General features: G+C 50.7%; 16 protein-coding genes. 3 read left to right on the top strand and 13 right to left on the bottom strand.

Annotated elements, in window-relative coordinates; genetic code table 11:
* Positions 1-33 precede the first annotated feature (33 nt).
* Genes FPL14_RS24310 through FPL14_RS24300 form a run of 3 tightly spaced genes read left to right on the top strand, consistent with a single transcriptional unit; the run spans position 34 to position 3850 of the window.
* Positions 34-1563, top strand: a complete 1530-nt coding sequence (locus FPL14_RS24310; protein WP_182300161.1) for a spore germination protein — start codon at positions 34-36, stop codon at positions 1561-1563.
* On the top strand, positions 1560-2735 hold the full coding sequence (locus FPL14_RS24305) for a Ger(x)C family spore germination protein (RefSeq protein WP_182300160.1): 1176 nt from the start codon (positions 1560-1562) through the stop codon (positions 2733-2735). The genes FPL14_RS24310 and FPL14_RS24305 overlap by 4 nt, the downstream gene beginning before the upstream one ends.
* Before the next feature lie 14 nt (positions 2736-2749).
* Positions 2750-3850 (top strand): GerAB/ArcD/ProY family transporter, encoded by a 1101-nt coding sequence (locus FPL14_RS24300; RefSeq protein ID WP_229263648.1) that lies wholly within the window; start codon positions 2750-2752, stop codon positions 3848-3850.
* A gap of 126 nt (positions 3851-3976) precedes the next feature.
* Here the strand turns inward: FPL14_RS24300 and FPL14_RS24295 are convergent, their stop codons facing one another.
* From FPL14_RS24295 to FPL14_RS24235, 13 genes are all read right to left on the bottom strand, one after another.
* The gene (locus FPL14_RS24295) at positions 3977-4735 is read right to left on the bottom strand and encodes an SDR family NAD(P)-dependent oxidoreductase (RefSeq protein ID WP_182300159.1); all 759 of its coding nucleotides are present in this window, start codon (positions 4733-4735) and stop codon (positions 3977-3979) included.
* A 20-nt stretch (positions 4736-4755) separates the two neighbouring features.
* Complete coding sequence (locus tag FPL14_RS24290; protein ID WP_182300158.1) at positions 4756-5874, bottom strand: enolase C-terminal domain-like protein; 1119 nt, start codon at positions 5872-5874, stop codon at positions 4756-4758.
* Positions 5875-5896: 22 nt separating this feature from the next.
* Positions 5897-7033 carry a mandelate racemase/muconate lactonizing enzyme family protein gene (locus tag FPL14_RS24285; RefSeq protein WP_182300157.1) on the bottom strand — a complete coding sequence of 379 codons (1137 nt, stop codon included), beginning with the start codon at positions 7031-7033 and terminating at the stop codon, positions 5897-5899.
* A 48-nt stretch (positions 7034-7081) separates the two neighbouring features.
* Positions 7082-8098: a zinc-binding alcohol dehydrogenase family protein gene (locus tag FPL14_RS24280; RefSeq protein WP_182300156.1), complete on the bottom strand. Its 1017-nt coding sequence runs from the start codon at positions 8096-8098 to the stop codon at positions 7082-7084.
* A gap of 31 nt (positions 8099-8129) precedes the next feature.
* Positions 8130-9761 carry a response regulator gene (locus tag FPL14_RS24275; protein ID WP_182300155.1) on the bottom strand — a complete coding sequence of 544 codons (1632 nt, stop codon included), beginning with the start codon at positions 9759-9761 and terminating at the stop codon, positions 8130-8132.
* 12 nt (positions 9762-9773) lie between these two features.
* Positions 9774-11501, bottom strand: a complete 1728-nt coding sequence (locus tag FPL14_RS24270; RefSeq protein ID WP_182300154.1) for a sensor histidine kinase — start codon at positions 11499-11501, stop codon at positions 9774-9776.
* An 18-nt stretch (positions 11502-11519) separates the two neighbouring features.
* On the bottom strand, positions 11520-12335 hold the full coding sequence (locus FPL14_RS24265) for a carbohydrate ABC transporter permease (protein ID WP_182300153.1): 816 nt from the start codon (positions 12333-12335) through the stop codon (positions 11520-11522).
* On the bottom strand, positions 12332-13213 hold the full coding sequence (locus tag FPL14_RS24260; RefSeq protein ID WP_229263647.1) for a carbohydrate ABC transporter permease: 882 nt from the start codon (positions 13211-13213) through the stop codon (positions 12332-12334). The genes FPL14_RS24265 and FPL14_RS24260 overlap by 4 nt, the downstream gene beginning before the upstream one ends.
* Positions 13214-13291: 78 nt before the next feature.
* The gene (locus FPL14_RS24255) at positions 13292-14644 is read right to left on the bottom strand and encodes an ABC transporter substrate-binding protein (protein ID WP_182300152.1); all 1353 of its coding nucleotides are present in this window, start codon (positions 14642-14644) and stop codon (positions 13292-13294) included.
* 199 nt (positions 14645-14843) lie between these two features.
* Positions 14844-15614 (bottom strand): SDR family NAD(P)-dependent oxidoreductase, encoded by a 771-nt coding sequence (locus FPL14_RS24250; RefSeq protein ID WP_220471184.1) that lies wholly within the window; start codon positions 15612-15614, stop codon positions 14844-14846.
* Between the two features lie 6 nt (positions 15615-15620).
* A complete protein-coding gene (locus FPL14_RS24245) occupies positions 15621-16847 on the bottom strand; it encodes a UxaA family hydrolase (protein ID WP_182300151.1) in 1227 nt (408 codons plus the stop codon).
* A gap of 15 nt (positions 16848-16862) precedes the next feature.
* Positions 16863-17204, bottom strand: a complete 342-nt coding sequence (locus tag FPL14_RS24240) for a UxaA family hydrolase (protein WP_182300150.1) — start codon at positions 17202-17204, stop codon at positions 16863-16865.
* Positions 17205-17243: 39 nt separating this feature from the next.
* Positions 17244-17909, bottom strand: coding sequence for an RraA family protein (locus tag FPL14_RS24235; RefSeq protein ID WP_182300149.1), 666 nt, complete (start codon positions 17907-17909; stop codon positions 17244-17246).
* Positions 17910-17913 lie beyond the last annotated feature (4 nt).

Genomic DNA, 17913 nt, shown 5'->3' with positions numbered 1-17913 from the left:
ATTTCGTACAACTATTCTATCGGCGGTGATTCCTTGCGAAAAAAAACGAGATTTCCGCCGCTCGGCGATTCACATTCGGGATCCAGCTCGATACCGCGGGAACAGAAGCTGCGCGACAAGCTCGACGATAACGAGGCCATCGTTCGAAGCATTTTCGACAGATGCTCTGATTTGGTCGTCCGCAGGCTTCTGCTCCCCGGTTCCGTAACTTGCATGGCCGTTTATTTGAACGCGCTAGTCGACGACGCCCAATGGAGCGATGGTCTGCTGAAGCCGTTGATGACCCTGAAGACAGACCAGCTCGAGGATCGTTCCAAGCTGCTGGAATGGCTGAGAACGCGCATCGATTCGACCATACAGCCGCATGCTGCCGAAACGCTCAACGAGGTCGTGAGAAGCATCGTCAGCGGCGGCGTTGCTTTATTTTTCGAATCCTATTCGTTTGCCTTGACCGTTAAGATACGGAACCAGCTTCATCGCGCTTTAGAAGAACCGAAAACGGAGGCGGTCATCCGCGGTCCCCGCATCGGGTTCATCGAGAAAATCGAAATCAATCTTACGCTGCTTCGCCAGCATATCCAATCTCCGCAGCTCAAAATCGAGCGAATGACGGTTGGAACGGTCACCGGTACCGAAGTAGCGGTCGTCTATTTGGACAAGCTTGCTCCATCCGACGTCATACGGGAAGTCAAGAGCCGACTGTCCCGAATTCAGATGGACAGCGTGCTGGGGACGGGCTATATCGAAGAAATGATCAGCGATCATCCCTACTCGCCGTTTCCGATCATCAATACGACCGAGAGGCCGGATTCCGCGGCGGGCTCTCTCTTGGAGGGAAAAGTGGCGGTGCTCGTTAACGGGACGCCGTTGGTCATGATTATGCCCGTCACCTTCTGGTTCGGCTTTCAGTCGGCAGAAGATTATTACATGAATTTTATTTTTGCGACCATGCTTCGATGGCTGCGATTTCTGTTTGCTTTTCTGGCCGTAGCGGCCCCCTCCCTATATGTCGCGGTTACGACCTTTCACCAGGAAATGATACCGACCAGCCTGGCACTCAGCTTGGTTACCGCGCGAGAGATCGTTCCGTTTCCGACGATGGTCGAGACGCTGATCATGGAAGTTACGTTCGAAGCGCTTCGCGAAGCGGGTGTACGTCTGCCCCGGGCCGTCGGGCAAACGATCAGCATAGTCGGCGCGCTCGTCATCGGACAAGCCGCGGTTCAGGCAGGAATTATTTCCGCTCCCATTATTATCGTCGTTTCGCTGACGGGAATCGCTTCGTTCCTCATCCCTCAACCGGGCATGAGTCAAGCCATCAGTATTTTTCGCTTTCCGATGGTCATTTGCGCGGGTACATTCGGGCTTTACGGAGTAAGCGCCGGCATGATCGCCATATTGATCCACTTGTCGAATCTGCAATCCTTCGGATTTCCCTACCTCTGGCCGGTCACTCCGTATAACCGGGCCGGAGTCATGGATGTCCTGTTTCGAGCGCCATGGCGCTTGATGTACAAGCGGCGCCAGCTTGCGCAGCGGGATTCGGAGGTGCCAAATCCATGAAACCAAGCAGGAAAGCGCTCATCGCCGCCCTATTTGCAGCCTGTCTAGGCTTGTCCGGCTGCTGGGACCGTCAGGAAATGGATGAGCTAGCGCTTGTGATGGCCAGCGGCGTGGATCTCGCGGAGGACGGACAAATTGAAGTGACGCTCCAGATTGCCGTTCCGACCGGCATTCCGGGGACCCTGCAATCGGGAGGAAAAAAGAAACCCGTCGACGTCATTTCGGCGAAGGGCGCCAACGCGTTCGAAATTATTAGTATCCTGCAGCAGCGGTTGTCTCGGAGGCTCTTTTTCGGTCACCGGGCCGTATTCGTCATTGGGGAAGCCTTTGCGAGGCAGAGCGTCGATCAAACCTTGGACGCACTCATCCGCTTGCCCGACAGCCGTCACAACTGCTACATTCTGACCACTCAGGGCACAACGGCGAAAGAGATATTAAATACCCCTTACAGTATGGAATCGATACCCGCTATCGGGATGAAAAACATCCAATCCGGCGACTTTTCCTTGGACGTCAAAATCGACGAATTCATAGCCGATCTGGCAATTGAAGGAAAGATGCCCGTCACGGGAGCGATCAGCCTCGTTCCTTCGGGGAACGAGACCGCTTTCCAGATCGATAAGGTAGCCGTATACCGGAACACGATGCTGGTCGGGTACTTGTCCGGAACGGATTTGAAGGCCTTTAAAATGATTAAGGACGGGTCCAAAAACATCACGATCACGCAAAAAGTCGAAGCGAAGCGCTTGAAGACGAAAGGAACCGCCACAGTGGAAATTCTGAAGGGAAAAGCGCGGTTGCGAGCGAGCATGCGGAACGGAACGCCGCACTACGAAGTGTTCTATTACGCGACGGCCCGAATGACGAATAACGATTCCACGCTGGATTTCAGCAGACCCCGAAAATTGCTTCAACTGGAATCGGAGCTGTCGGACATGATCCGAAGCGCGATCGAACGCATGCTGCGTAAGCTTCAACGCGAGTTCAAATCGGACGCGCTCGGTTTCGGCACAACCTTTCACAGACAGTACCCGCAGCAATGGAAACATTTGAAGCGCCAATGGAACGAAATCTATCCTGGAGTCCAGGTCGACGTGAAAGCTCGGATCACAATCGAACGGATGGGCAGAACGGAAGCTCCCGGTCCGATCGAAAGCGCGGAAACTCATTAATAAGCGGAGGGAAAATGTCCATAATGAACGTTACGGGACGGCAGATCTTCTGGATGATCCTATCGATGGATCTCGGCATGACGTTGATCATGACGCTCTCGCCAAGCGCGCAATTCGCTCGACAAGACGTATGGATATCTATTCTGTTAGCCGGGTTGGCTATTCTGCTCATATCCGTAGTCGTACACAACGTGACTCTCCTGCATCCAGGCCAAAATCTCATTCAATTATGCCGGACGGTAATGGGCAGATGGATCGGAACGGTCGTCATCTTCGTCTATTTCGTTCAATGGTACACGATCACCCCGATCGTGTTGCGCCAATTCAACGATGTGCTGCATGTCATGATCTTACCCACGACGCCCAAGCTGGCGGTGATGCTGATTATGGTGCTGCTCATAGCATACGCGACAGTTACTGGAGGGATCGTCAATATTGCGAGGTGCAGCGAGGTGCTTGGTCCCGTTATCGTGCTGATGGTCGTCCTTGTCATCGCCGCCAGCCTCTTACAAGCTAACTTCTTTCACCTGCTGCCCGTTTACGCCGACAACGGGGCGATCAATATCGTTAAAGGGGCGCTGCCCCCGGCTTCCTACCTCGGTCACGCGGTCGAATTTCTAATGCTCTCGTCGTTTCTGCGGCAGCCGAAGAAAGGCGCACCGTACATATACGGGGCTGTCGCGGTTGCTTCTTTCCTCGTTCTGATTTCCTTCACGGTAACGATGGCGACGCTCGGAGTCGAGCTGTCCACGAAAATGTGGTATCCGTATTTCGAGTTGGCGCGAAAAATCTCGTTGTTCGGTTTCATCGAGAACATCGACCCGGTCACGATCGTCATTTGGGTGGCGAGCGTATTCATCAAGCTTGCGATTTACTTGTTCTTAATCTCATACGGTACGGCCGAATTTCTGGGAATTAAAAAATGGAAGACCATGGTGTGGATCAATGCACCGGTTATCCTCGGGCTTGCTTTTATTCCGAGAAACGTCGAACAAGCGGCCACCAACTATTTGCTCAATTACTGGATTCCCTTCGCCTTGCCCGTAAATATGTTCGCTTTGCCGCTGCTGCTGCTGATCGTAGGGAAAATCCGGCAGAAGTCCGCAAGCGCTTAGTCCTGCTGCCTTCCCCATTCCGGGACTTCCCCCTAGAGATTGGCGCGCTACAAGAAGCCTTGCTCAGCAAGGCTTCTCGGGATTGTAAGTTATGCGTTTCTGCTATCGGCCGAAAAATCGGGGTCGCTAGAAAGCGTAGCCCGCTCCGCCGTCGATTCGCAAATCCAATCCCGTTACGTAACGAGAGGCCGGCGAACTTAAATATACGGCAGCCCAACCGATATCTTCGGAACTTCCCATATGGCCCATGAAAATTCTGGACATGATTTTCTGCTTTCGCGGCGGATCGCTGTCGAGCGCCTTCTCGGTCATGTCGCTCTTGATCCAACCGGGAGTGATGGAATTCACTCTCACCCCGTGCGGGGACCACTCGCTCGCCAACGCCCGCACCATTCCGGCAACGGCGGTTTTGGCCGCGGAATAAGCAACGACGTTGGGAATCCCCATGATCGCCGACATCGAAGAGATGAACAAGATCGAACCGGACTTGCGCGGTATCATGCGCTTAGCGCATTCGCGCGCTAAGCCGAAGCCTCCTTGCACATGGGTTTGAAGCACTTCGGCAAAGCCGTCGTCGCTTGTTTCCAAAGCGTTGTTCTTGAGGTGGTTTCCCGCGTTGTTGATCAGAATTTCAATCGGGCCGAAGCGGCTCTCCACTTCATCGACCAAACCGGGCAACGAATCCAGCTCGTTAATATCGTGTTGAATGTAAGAAGAACTAGAGCCTAACTCTTCGCAAGCTGCCTTCAGCTTATCCGCCCTTCTCCCCGTAATCACGACTTTCCCGCCCGCTTGGATAATCGCACGAGCCATTCCCAAGCCAAGCCCGGTGCCTCCACCCGTTATTAACGCAAGCTTCCCTGAAAGACTAAACGGATTCGTCATGTTTATTTTCCCGCCTTTGTTCAAGCTTCGATTATTTTATAGGAGACGCATTGCTTCTCGATTAGCTCCCAGTCCAGCTCCGCTCCGACTCCGGGGCTTTCCGGAACCGTAATCATGCCTTGCGAATCGATCGGCAGCTTCCCTTTCGTCGGAAATTGAAATTGATCTTCCGGCACGAAATATTCATAGTACTCGCAGTTTCGAATCGCGCAAGAAACATGCAAGTTTACGATATCCATGTAATTAATCGTTGTCGTATGAATCTCGCAGCGCAAACCGAACGCTTCCGCCATGTGGGCGATTTTCAAAGTGCCCGTTATCCCGTTCTTCCAAGATACGTCGGCTCTAACGATATCCGCCGCATTGTTAATGATAGATTGGGCAACGCCCCAATGGCAGCCTCTCGTCGTCTCCGTTGCCGCGATAGGAATATCGAGCGCCGCGCAAAGCTGCTTGTACTTATTGACTTCGAAATCCCTGAAAGGCTCTTCAAACCATCTATAGTTCAATTGCTCCAAGTGTCTGCCTACTTTAATCGCTTCATCCAGGCTGTACTCCGCGACGGGATCGGTCAGAAGAACGTGATCATCGCCTACCGCGTCTCTTAACGCTTGGTGAATCTTCATGTCCATCTCTACCGGGCCCGGAGGATGCGCCTTATAAGCATTGATGCCCAATGACTTGTAGTACAGCGCTTCTTCGACATATTGATCGACCGTTTCATGGAAAAGTCCGCTAGCATACACCGGAAGCTTGTTCCGGTAGGCTCCGATGTATTTGTATAACGGCAAACCCGCAGCTTTGGCCGCGATATCCCATAAGGCGACATCGACGGGTCCCGGCAAGTATACCGGGAAAAACCCGAGATGCCGATCGATGTTCCATAGCTCATGCCAGATCGCTTCTCGATCATAGGGATCTCGTCCCATCAGAATAGGCGCAATGTTGTCATTTAAATAAGCTTCCGTAACCGCCCCCGATCTCGCCGCCATGGCAACGGACAAACCTTCAATGCCGTTATCCGTCGTGATCTTGATGACGACGACATCCCAAGGCATGTTGCTCTTTCCTTGCCTTTTCTCGTCGAATAAGCAATTGTCTCGCCGTACCCACCAGGTTTCGAATTTAACGATCTTCATAATAACCTCCTGTTTGCTCGTCCTATTTGCTGCCTCCGACGAAGTTGCCGCGAAGCTTGGAAGAATCGAGCAGATGCGGTTTTAACGCGGATTGATTAAACACGATTCCATGACCCGGCAGAGAAGACGGGGCTCCCATTCCGTTCTCCACCGTAATCGGATGTTCCAGCAAGCCGAGCTCGGTGAACGATCCGCCGACTACATTTTCGAGCATATAACTGTTCGTTACGCCGCACAGCATCTGAAGCGAAAGCTCCATCATATAATGCGGGGCAACGGGTTTACCGAAAGCGTTAGCGAGATGGGCGATCTTCAGCCATTCCGTGATTCCTCCGACAAAAGCGACATCCGCTTGCACGATATCAACGGCGTCGGCTTTTAAGTACTCCAAGAATTGCTGCTTGCTGTACATGCTTTCTCCTAATGCGATAGGAGTCCGGATAGCCTTCTTAAGCTGGGAGTGTCCATGGATATCCTGATACAGCATCGGCTCCTCGATCCAGCCCAGATTCAACGCATCGAGACGAGCGCCCTTCTGAATCGCTTCGGCCGCGCTCCACTTCTGATTCAAATCGACGAGCAGCGTGCCTCCCTTGCCTAGTCGCTCCTGAACCTTCGCGATTCTTTCGATATCCTCTTCGAAATCCGGTTTGCCGATCTTCATCTTGACCGTTCTGTAGCCTTGCGCGATATATCCATCCACGCGATCCAGCAGATTCTCGACGGTGTCATTGCTGCTAAGATTGATCTCGCTAATATAGGAAGGAATCGAATCTCGCGCTCCGCCAAGCAACTTGTACAGCGGTTGATGATAATGCTTGCCCATCAGATCCCAGATGGCGATATCGATCGCCGCGATCGCCATCGAATTGACGCCTAGGCCAAGCCGTCTGGATTGGCGTTGCATATGATACCAAACCTGCTCGTAGTGGAGCGGATTCATGCCGAGAACCAGAGGGGCCAAATAATCTTCGATGAGAGTTTTAATCACCGTTCCGCCGATATCGACCGTATAGCTAATGCCGGTTCCAACCAACCCGTTATCGGTAGTCACTTCTACGATAATGAATTCCAAACCGTCAACCTTGTTCGTGGCATCTTCCCAAGGAGATGATGGCGGCATACGATAAGCATTTGCCTGAATACTTTGAATTTTCAATTTATTATCCCCCTATTAGAGCCATATATTTGATTCGCCGTGACCCGCCTAAAATTCAATAATCGCTTTAATGACGCCGCTATCCCGCTTCAACCAAGTCTGGAATGCCGCTATCGTATCCTCGAACGGAGCGCGATGCGAGATGAATGCATCCGCATCGATATGTCCGGCTTTCATGTTGGCGATCACATACTCGAATTCGTCCAAGCTTGCCGCACGGCTTCCCATCAACGTCAGCTCCTTCTTGTGGAACTCGGGATCGTTGAACGAAATATCCGCTTGCACCAAACTCACGTAAACGACCTTTCCTCCATGAGCCGCATAACTGAAGGCATTCATCATGGACTGCGGGTTACCCGTTGCATCGATTACCGTTGTCGGATAATCGCCCGCGGTAACTTCAATTAGCTCGTCCTCTACGTTTCCTAACGCGTCGACAACGGCATCGACCTGGGCCCATTGCTTGCTGAAGGATAATCGATCCTTATTGATATCGAGCGCAATGACGCGCGCCCCCGCCAGCTTGGCGAACTTCATTACCGCTAATCCTATTGGCCCGGCTCCAAGAACCAATACGAATTCGCCTGGCGTAAGACGAGCCCGATTGACCGCGTGCAACCCGATGCTTAGAGGCTCGATAATCGAGATTTGACTAACGCTCAAGCCCTCCGCCTTAACGAGATACTCCGTCGGAACGGTAAAATATTCATTCATTGCTCCATCAATATGAACGCCGAGAACCTTCAATTTCGTGCATGCGTTGGTCTTCCCGTTACGACATGCGATACACGAGCCGCAGGCGATATACGGCATAACCGTTACGCGGTCGCCAACCCGCAGATCGCTTCCGATCCCGCCCGCTATTTCTGCTATTTCGCCGGCAATCTCGTGTCCTAATATTCTCGGATAGGCGAAGTAGGGCTGATTGCCGCGAAAGGCATGGTAATCCGTACCGCATACTCCAACGGCAAGAACTTTAATTAATGCCTCGCCTTCCTTAGGAACCGGAATATCCTTTTGCTGCATCTCGAACACATTAGGCTCTCTTAACGCCAAGCTTTTCATCTTCGGTCACCTCATCTGATGGTGTGTTTCATTACACTTGCGCATTTCGATATTCTTGCGGCGTCGTTCCGTAATGTTTCTTGAATAGCTTGATGAAATAATGCGGGTTCTGGTATCCGACCTCTATGGAAATCTCGTATACTTTTTTCGTGCTGGATTTCAGCAGTTGAATCGACTTTTCCAATTTGAGCTTCGTTATATAGTCGCTTATGTTTTCTCCCATCTCCAGCTTATAGAGCCTGGACAAGTAGGAAGGATTCATCCGCAAATGATCGGCGATAGATTGCACCGATATATCGTAGCTGAGATTAGACAGGATATACTTTTGCGCATCCTTGACCGTCGATAACCTGGCGCTAAGCGTTTCGCTCTGCGCTTGCTGATGAAATTTATGGAATACGCTCCATACCCAATCGCTTAGATGCTTAACCGTCTTGCATGGCTGAAGTTCTTTGGCCCGCATGTAATCGCTGTCTATGAGGTCGATCATCATCTTCCCATTGGTGTGGGCCATATTCGAGAAAGCCGAATAAATGGCGAAGAAGGCTTCCAGAATATGCTCGGGAGACTCCGCCCATCGCTGCTCCAACTCCTCGATGATCGTATCCAGCTTCTGCTCGATAGCGCTCCAATCCCCGGCTTCCATGAGGTGCATCAGTCTCGGCGGTTCATACAATCGCTGCAGCGTGGCGATATCCGCCAACTCGCCGCCATCCGTAATGTACAGAGGCATGTCTTGTTCGCTGCCGAAACGCTGCCGGAACAAGAGCAGCAGGTTATGGTACATTCTAAACAAATCCTGCGGAAATACGCCTCCGTGCCCGAACAACACGGAAATGTTTCGTTTCAAATAATGCTGCACGTTCCTCTGAAACTGATTGATCAATCGATTAAGCAGTTCCTCGTTAGGTTGCGCGGGTCCGTCGTCCTGCTCTTTAGGGATAAGCACGACGGTTAAATAATCATGAACGTCTCTGCTGCACCAGAGGTCGTAATATTCATGGAAAGTTTCTTCCGCCATATTGCCTACCGCGAATTCCATCAAGGACATATCGAAAGGATCATAGTCCGAGAATTGCTCCTTGTAACGGATGAGCATCATGGCCACGTTCTCGCCGATCTCGATCGGTACTTCAAGCAAATTGATTTTCTCCGCCAGCTTCTCCGCGGAAATCCGTTTTCCTTCCAGCAAATCGTGCAACAGCTCGCTGCGGAATCTTGGAATATGCTCGCGCATCGTATCCTTCGCCCGCTGGACTACGCTGTGGGATTCTCTTTCCACGCGAATCGTCTCCACGACCGCTCGAACACGCTCGATCAGCGCTTCATCGCTGATCGGCTTAAGGATATAATCGTAAATATTGTTTTGGATCGCGATCTGCGCATAGTCGAAGTCGGCATGGGCGGTAAGAAGCAGGCACTTCGTATTTTTCCAATGCATATAGATATTCCGCGATAGCTCAAGACCGTTGATCCCCGGCATCCCTATATCCGTAATGACGATATCGATCTGATGAATGTTGAGCAGATTCATAGCCTCGAGCGCGGAATAGGCTTTATGCACCGCTCCGATCCCTAGCTCTTCCCAATGGATCGTCTGGGCTATCGTATCCACGACGCTCATTTCATCATCTACGAGCAGCAGTTGCAGCATTCTATCCATTCCTCCCTTCGCCTATCGATCGGGACCGCGCCAATGTACGATTACTCTTAAGCCCCCAAGCGGCGAATTCTCGAATTTAAGGCCCGAATGCTGATCGTACTGATAGAACAATCTCTGATGTACGTTCCACAATCCGCAGCCTTGCTCTTGATCAAGCGGTTCGGATACCTTCAGTTGCAGATCTCTTAACAGCTTGTCCGTTATTCCTCCGCCGTTATCATCGATAATTATGCGATATTCTCCGTCGCTTTCTTCCCCGGTAATTTGGATGATGCCGTAATTCGCGTTTTTTTCGACTCCGTGAATAATCGTATTCTCCACGATCGGCTGAATCATCAGTCTAGGAATTTGCAGATCTAGCATAGGCTCCGGGATATCGATCTCGTAATGAAACCGCTCGATCCTCAAATTTTGAATCGTCAAGTAATTATCGATCAGCGCGATTTCCTCGCGAAGCGTAGTTAACGTATGCTCCATCTTCGTAATGTAACGGAAATAATCCGCCAAATTGAGAATCATCGTCGTCGCGGCCTGTTTATCGTCGATTGCGATCATGTTTTTCACGAAGAATAAGCTATTGGACAGAAAATGAGGATTAATTTGCGATTGGAGATGCTTTAGCTTGACTTCCCGGAACCGGATATTCTCCATGTAAACCTTCTCGAGCAGCCGCTGGATCTCATCCGTCATTTCGTTAAACTTCGTGAACAGAAAATCGAATTCGTTCCGCGGCCGAAAGTTAATCCGATGGGAATACGAACCCGTTTGAATTTTCTGTACTCCTTTAAGCAGCAATTTAATCGGCACTTGTACTTGACGATACAAGACAACGGTCCCCATTAGCGCGATCAACAAAATAAGTCCGATAGCTCCGTAAAACAAATTGCGGCTCTTCGTGATCGGCGCAAGCACTTGCTTCAGCGGCAAGTAATCAACCGTATACCAGCCTAAGCTCTTGGACTGCACGTAGCTGACCAAATATTGCTCCTCGCCGATTTCTATGGTCTGATATCCGGTTTTGCTCAATGGCGTCTTGTCCAGTACGCCGGCTATTTCTTGCGAAATTTCGCTGTTTATGACGTTTCCTTCGATCTTTCGAGACCCTTGCTTATAGAAAAACGAATGCACGTCCTGTCCATCGTTCTTATAATCATTCAACATGCGAATCATGTTGCTTTCATAAAAACGAACCTCTACGACCGCATCCGCTTCAAGCAAGCTTCTATTAACGAGGAGCGGACTCCATAACACCTTGGAGAAATAACCTTCTCCCTGATCGTTCGGCGTTGGATGGTATACCCACGATTTTTCCGTTAAGCTGCTTAAATATTCGTCATCGTACGTACTGAAGTAGTCGTTCGAGATCGACTGCTTGACTCGGGGCAAATAGATAATCAGACTGTTTCTCCAACTGCTCGTTACGCTAAGCAAGCTCAACTTCTTGATCAGATCTTCTTGCGCTTGCAGCTGTGCATAGGAAGTCGGCAACGTATCGGTATCGCCAAGCTTCTTCACGCTAGGGTCTTTGCTGACAATGATAGAAAGAATGGACAGCTGCTCTACGATGTTGTCGACCTGACTCGTAAAGAAGCTAAGCCTGTTCAAATTTTTGTCCTGCAACTCTTGGCGAATAACATTAATCGAAGTATGGTTCGTGTAGCTGTAGATAATGACGATGGGCATAATTAAGAGTATGATCATAATGATCATTTTGCTGAATGTATTCCATCTTGGATGCATATCCACAGCTCCTTAAACCTATCCTTTAACGGCGCCTGCGGATAAACCGCTAACGACGTACTTTTGCGCCAACATAGCAATGATAATAACAGGAAGAGTGATAATGCAAGCCGCGGCCATTAAAGCGCCCCATTGAATCGATGCCCCTCCCACGAAGGAGTAAATCGCGATCGGAAGCGTTTTGGTTGATTCGCCCGCCAGAACGAACGAAAACATAAAGTTATTCCACGAGTAAATAAAAGCGAGCAGCGAAGCCGTAATAATACCCGGAAGAGAGACGGGAAGCACCATTTGGACGAAAGTACGCATTCTCGAGCTGCCGTCGATCCATGAGGATTCCTCTACCTCGCGCGGGAAGGAAGCGAAGAACGGAATCATAATCCACATGATGAACGGAAGCCCGATGACCATATGGCTCAAAATCAATCCCAAATACGAATCGATAAGATGCAGCTTATTGAACAATACATACCAAGGAACCAAGTAACTGATCCCCGGCAAGATCTTGGCCACTAGGATAACGACCGACACGGAATCCATCTTGTACTTGGCAATCGCGTAAGCCGCCGGAAGACCGAGCGCTAACGCCCCTAAAGTCGACAATACGCCAACGATTAGACTGCTCGATATATATTTCAAGTAGTCGTACTCTTTAAATACGGTAACGTAATTGTCGAACGTAGGCGTGAATTTGAACAAGTTGTCCGGGTTAAGAATTTGAATTTGCGTCTTTAATGAAGCGGATATCATCCATAAAAAAGGAAACAGCAAGGCGAGAAGGACAATAACGTTCAAGACCGAATAGCTGATGCGCGCTGTCGTTGTCGTTCTCATTCTATACCACCTAACCTTTTGCGTAATGCCATTAATAACAGAACGATCACGATAAGGATGATGAAGAAAACCATTAGCAGAGCGGAAGCATAACCGAATTGGAACCTTGAGAAAGCGGTATCGAAAATCATCAAATTCAACGTTTGGGAAGCGAAATTCGGTCCGCCTTGGGTCGTTGCATAGATCGTATCGAACGTTTTGAGTAGATCGATCATTCGCAGCGTTACAGCCGTAATCACCGTCGGCATAAGAAGCGGCAAAGTGATATGCCGGAATCTCTGCCAAATATTCGCTCCGTCCACGCTTGCGGATTCATAGGGATCAGCCGGTATCGTGGCGATCCCCGCGATCGTGATTAAAGCGATCATCGGAGTCCATTGCCATACGTCCAGGATAATAAGCGAAGGCATAACCTGCGTTACGGAGCCGAGCCATTCCTGGGTTTCGATGTCAAGCATCTTGAGAAACTCGTTGGCTAATCCGATTGAAGGCTCGTATATGAGCAACCAGACTAAAGCGATCGATACGGGTGTAGCTACCATAGGCAGCATCATCATCGTTTTCATTGCTTTAGCGCCGGCCATTTTTCGAGAGAATAGGATTGCGATCGCTACGCCGAGTACCGTCTCCAGCACGATACTGACAGAAGAATGATAGAAGGTCATCCATAACGCATGCCAGAAATCCTTGCCCTTCAGCAGCGTCGTATAATTATCGAACCCAACCCATTTCGATGGGCTTACCGCGGACATGCTCCATTCGAAGAAGCTGAGCCTTGCCGTATAGAAGATAGGGTACGCAACCATAAAAGCAATGAATAGCAAAGCAGGCGTAATAAAAACCCATTTAATATTGCGGTCGAACCAGTTAGTTATCACCGGGCCCCCTCCTTCTTATGAAGATAACGTACAAGCCGAGTGCCGTGCATTCGGCTTGTACGAGCTTGCGATCCGTTTCTATTTGGCGCTGTCTTTGTCGATAATGGCTTGAAGCTCTTTGTTGGCCTCTTCGGCAGCAGCCTGAATATCCTCGCCGAGAATCGCTTTTACTACGATCGCGCCGACCGCGTCGCGCGATTCGGTAACGCTCATGACTTGCGGTACGCTATGGTCGACGCCGATTTTCATCGTTTCTTGGATCGCCGCGGCCAGATCAGCCGGGAACTTCTCGATGCCTTCCTTCGAAGCCCATACGGAGTCGCGCGCTCCCGGTACGCCGCTTTGTTGGATCATCAATACGTTTTCTTTGTTCGTGGCCCATTCCATGAATGCCCATGCCGCGTCTTTGTGTTGGGATTTCGGATTCATCGCGAACGACCACGAAGCGATGTTATACGGCTTGGAACCCGCGCTGCCCGCAGGCAATGTCGCAAAGCCCACTTTATCCGCGATCAACGATTTTTCCGGGTCGGTCGTATTTTTGTATAGCGCCGCCGAATCTACGTAGAATGCCGCTTTTCCTTGCGCGAACAAGGCAATGGCCTGCATCCAGTTCATATTCAGAACGCCTTTAGGACCGTAATTTTTGACGAGATCCGCATACAGTTTGAACCCTTTAACCGCTTCGGGAGTGTTAACCGCCGCTTTGCCGTCCGTCATGAAATCTCCGCCTTCGGAGAATACGAACGAAGATACCGCGGTAACAAGCGCATTACGTTGCCCCCTGGCTACGAAACCCGTGAAGTCCTCGCTAGGCTTGTGCAGCTTCTTCATAGCATCTTCGAATTCCGCCATCGTTTTCGGAACCGCGATATTGTTCTGCTCCAAAATATCTTTGCGATAGTACATGACGAATTGGTCCGTCCATAACGGGATCGACATCAGCTTGCCGTCAATCGTGCTCGCTTCGATCGTCGCTTTGGAGAAATCTTGGAATTCGTAACTTGAGTTCTTGGTCACGTATTCGTCAAGCGGAGTCGTCCAACCGTTCTTGGCATATAAAATTTTCTCCATGTAAGGACGGTAGGTGTATGCATCCGGCGTTTCCGCTCCGGTTGTAAGCTGTACGGCGAGCTTCTGTTGAAGCTGCTCCTCCGCGAAAACCTGAAAATCGACTTTAATGCCCGTAGCTTTCTCGAATTCCGGAATGTGTCCCTTAACGGCATCCGTCCACGGATGGTTAACCGCGAAGATCGTGATTTTCTGTCCGTCGAAGGGTTTTTCGCTTACCGTCGTCGCCGCTCCCGATGCCGGCGCGGAGCTGGAAGGCGCCGCTCCCTCATTGCCGCCGTTGCCGTTGTTTCCGCAAGCGGAAACCGTTAATGCCGTAACAAGTGACAAACTAAGCAATCCTGTTTTTCTGAATTTCACTGTGATTACCCCTCTCAGTGTTGTTGTTTACGCTTTCATTTTATACAGTTCTCGTCCCTGAACCTATAGCAATAATCCGACATTCATGTATTCATATTTTCTTATCGATAAATCTGAGTGCTTTGCATTTCCTTAATATGGACGCAAAGGAGCTATCCCCTTGGAATGGGATAGCTCCCTCTCGTTAAGCTTAGCACATCTAAAATCCGATTAGAGCGCCGCCGTCCACCGGCAAAATCGTACCGTTCACGAACGATGCCGCATCGGAAGCCAAATAAACGGCTGCCCAACCTATATCTTCCGGATCCCCGAATTTTTTCATCGGAGTTCGTCCCAATATTTTCTGCTTTCTCGGCTCGTCTCCATGCAGCGCTTTTTGGAGCATCGGCGTTTCGATCCAACCCGGAGCAATGCCGTTCACGCGAATGCCGTATGCGGACGTTTCGGATGCCAATGTTCGCACCATGCCGAGATAGGCCGATTTGGCGCTGGAATAAGCGATTACGTTAGGTTGTCCAATAAACGACGTCATGGAAGCTTGAAAGATAATATTTCCCTTCCCCCGCTGCCTCATTCGCGGGATAAGCGCTCTGCACAAGGAGAAAGCCCCCAGCAAATGAACATCCATTACGGATCGAAAGTCCTCGTCCGTCATGTCTTCGATCGGCTTCTTGCAATGATTGCCGGCATTGTTGATCAGCACGGTTACAGGTCCGATCGTTTGCTCTATATCATCGATGAAACGAGCCGTATTCGCCGTATCCGCTACATCGAACGAACGATACCATACCCCTTCGCCCATTTGTTCGGCAAGGCGGGCGCGCTCCTCTCCGTTTCCGGAACCGACCATAATCACTTCCGCCCCGGCATTATAGAAGCATCGGCTCATCGCGAGGCCGAGGCCGGTTGCCCCGCCCGTAATTAACACTCTCTCTCCTTTGAGTCCGAACATTTCCTGATAGCTCTTCACTTTGCGTTACACCTCGCAATTTCTTCCCGTAGATTCCGAAGCTTGATATTTGTACGGAATGAAATATTCCTTATGGTTTAATCTCTCCGCTTTCGTTTGCAGCCCTTGGCAAGTGGCAATCACTAGGGACATCAGTTCCTCGGTCAAGACGTCCATCGGCTTCTCTCCGGTCAGCGCAGACCCTGAGCAGAAATCGAGATCGTCGGACATTCTGCGGTACGTCTTTTCATTGCCGGTTATTTTGATAACCGGACTTACCGCGCTCCCCACGACAGTCCCTCTGCCCGTCACGAGAAAGAGCAAATGCGAACCGCTGCAGACGAGATCCATCAAACCTTCGTTGTCGTTCGGATTCGTATAACCGAAACTCATATAATGCGGATCCGGAGTGCTGTCGAGCAGCCACAATCCGGCGTGCGCCGGGTTTTGCGACACTTTAAGCACGCCTTCGATCGGCTTAGTGCCGCTCTTGGCGAACGCTCCCATGCTCTTCTCCTCGATCGTAGTCAGTCCCCCCGCGAAATTGCCGGGAGATACCGAGTATTGCCGCACGCTCTTGCAATAGTCCAGCATTTTATCGTAAGTCGATCCGAGGTCGCCGCGTACCTCCTCGTTTTTAGCGCGCCCGAGCAAAATATCCCGCAATCCTATCGCTTCTACGATTTCTTCGAATATGGCTGTGCCGCCGGCTTCGACTAGCCGGTCAAACAGACGCCCGACAACGACATTGCCCGCCAAACCGGACGTATAGTCGGACCCGCCGCATTCGGCGCCAATGACCAGGTCGCTTACCCTCATGTCGACTAGTACCGTTTCATCGGCAAGCCGTTCATGCAAACGCTGGACTGCCAGCATGCCTTCTTCAATCGTCTTGGAAGTGCCGCCGTAATCTTGAATTAGCATCCATGCAGCCGGTTTACCTTCGTTCTCGGCGATTTCAGCCAAACTTTTGCCTTGCAAGTACTCGCAGCCAAGGCCAACGGTCAAGACCGCCCCGACATTCGGATGCCTTATCATCGCAATCATCATACGCAGCGCGTATTCGTTATCCGTACAGCCGCCGAATCCGACGACATCCACATCCATTCCCGTATTCCGATAAGCCGCGCCGATCTCCTTAGCGACGAACGATGCGCATTCTACCGTATACATCACCAGAATTTTATTACGAATTCCTTTCGAACCGTTGTTCCGAAGATACCCTTTCCAAGTGATTTCCGCATACCCGCTCATCGCATCTGGTCTCCTTTAATCATACTGAATATCGGTCGGCGCACCGGATACCGGATCAAGAGTGGAAGAACGCTTATCGTAATAACTTTTGCAGTTATGAAGGTGTACCCATGTCCCCGGTTCGATGTCGTGAATGGCTATTCCGATAGCCACTCCGTATTTCAAGACAGGCTCGCCTGCTCTAATCGCGTTATTCGCGATCTTGTGTCCCTGCTTAACCGGATCCGTTATCTCTATCGTTTCCAGCCTGGAGGAGCCATGAATTCTGACACGACCAGGCTCAAGATCGGACAACGCGACGACGACGTTGTCATCCTTCTCGATTTGAAAGCTTGCTTGACGAAATTTGTCATTCATAACCGATCCCCGCCTTTCCGTGCTGCCGCAATCGTTCGATTACAGGATGCCATATTTCTGGAATGCGGCCGTACTCGACAGCCCCGCTTCGATTTCCTTCCTCACTAATTTCTCGCCTTTGGCTTTCTCCAATGCCCGTTCGACGACTTCGGCTTCCAGCTCCCGCGGAATGACTAACACGCCGTCTTGGTCGGCGAAGATCAAGTCGCCGGGATTGATCCATACTCCTTCCACCTCGATCGGACAACGGTAATCCACGACCTTCGTTCGAACCGAGGAATCTTGGGCGAATCTTCCGCGGGAGAATACCGGCCAGTTCTGCTCCAATACCTGAGGAGTATCCCGATGGTATCCGTTGACTACGGCACCTGCGGCTCCGCGCGTTCTGGCGGTAGCCGTTAGGATTTCTCCCCAGTAAGCGCATCTCATATGACCGCCGTGGGCAACGTACACTTCACCCGGTTGCAGTTGATCGAGAGCGTCGGTTAACAATCCGAAAGGCTTGTCCTGTTTGCCATACACGTCGATCATGTTTACCGGCATCGCCCGCCCGGCTAACACCATATGCTCCTTCATCGGTTGAACGGCTGCGGGAAGGAATTGATGGAACCGGCCCAAATCATCCAAAATATCTCCGATAACCGGCGTATATAACTCGCGTTTCATAAGTTCAAACAACTCTAAATCATTTTTAGGAATGCTCATGTCC

The sequence above is a fragment of the Cohnella cholangitidis genome (assembly GCF_014107495.1).
GTDB classification, from domain to species: domain Bacteria; phylum Bacillota; class Bacilli; order Paenibacillales; family Paenibacillaceae; genus Cohnella; species Cohnella cholangitidis.
Note: the sequence above shows the minus strand (reverse complement) of the source record. Positions and strands in the feature narration are given on the sequence as shown.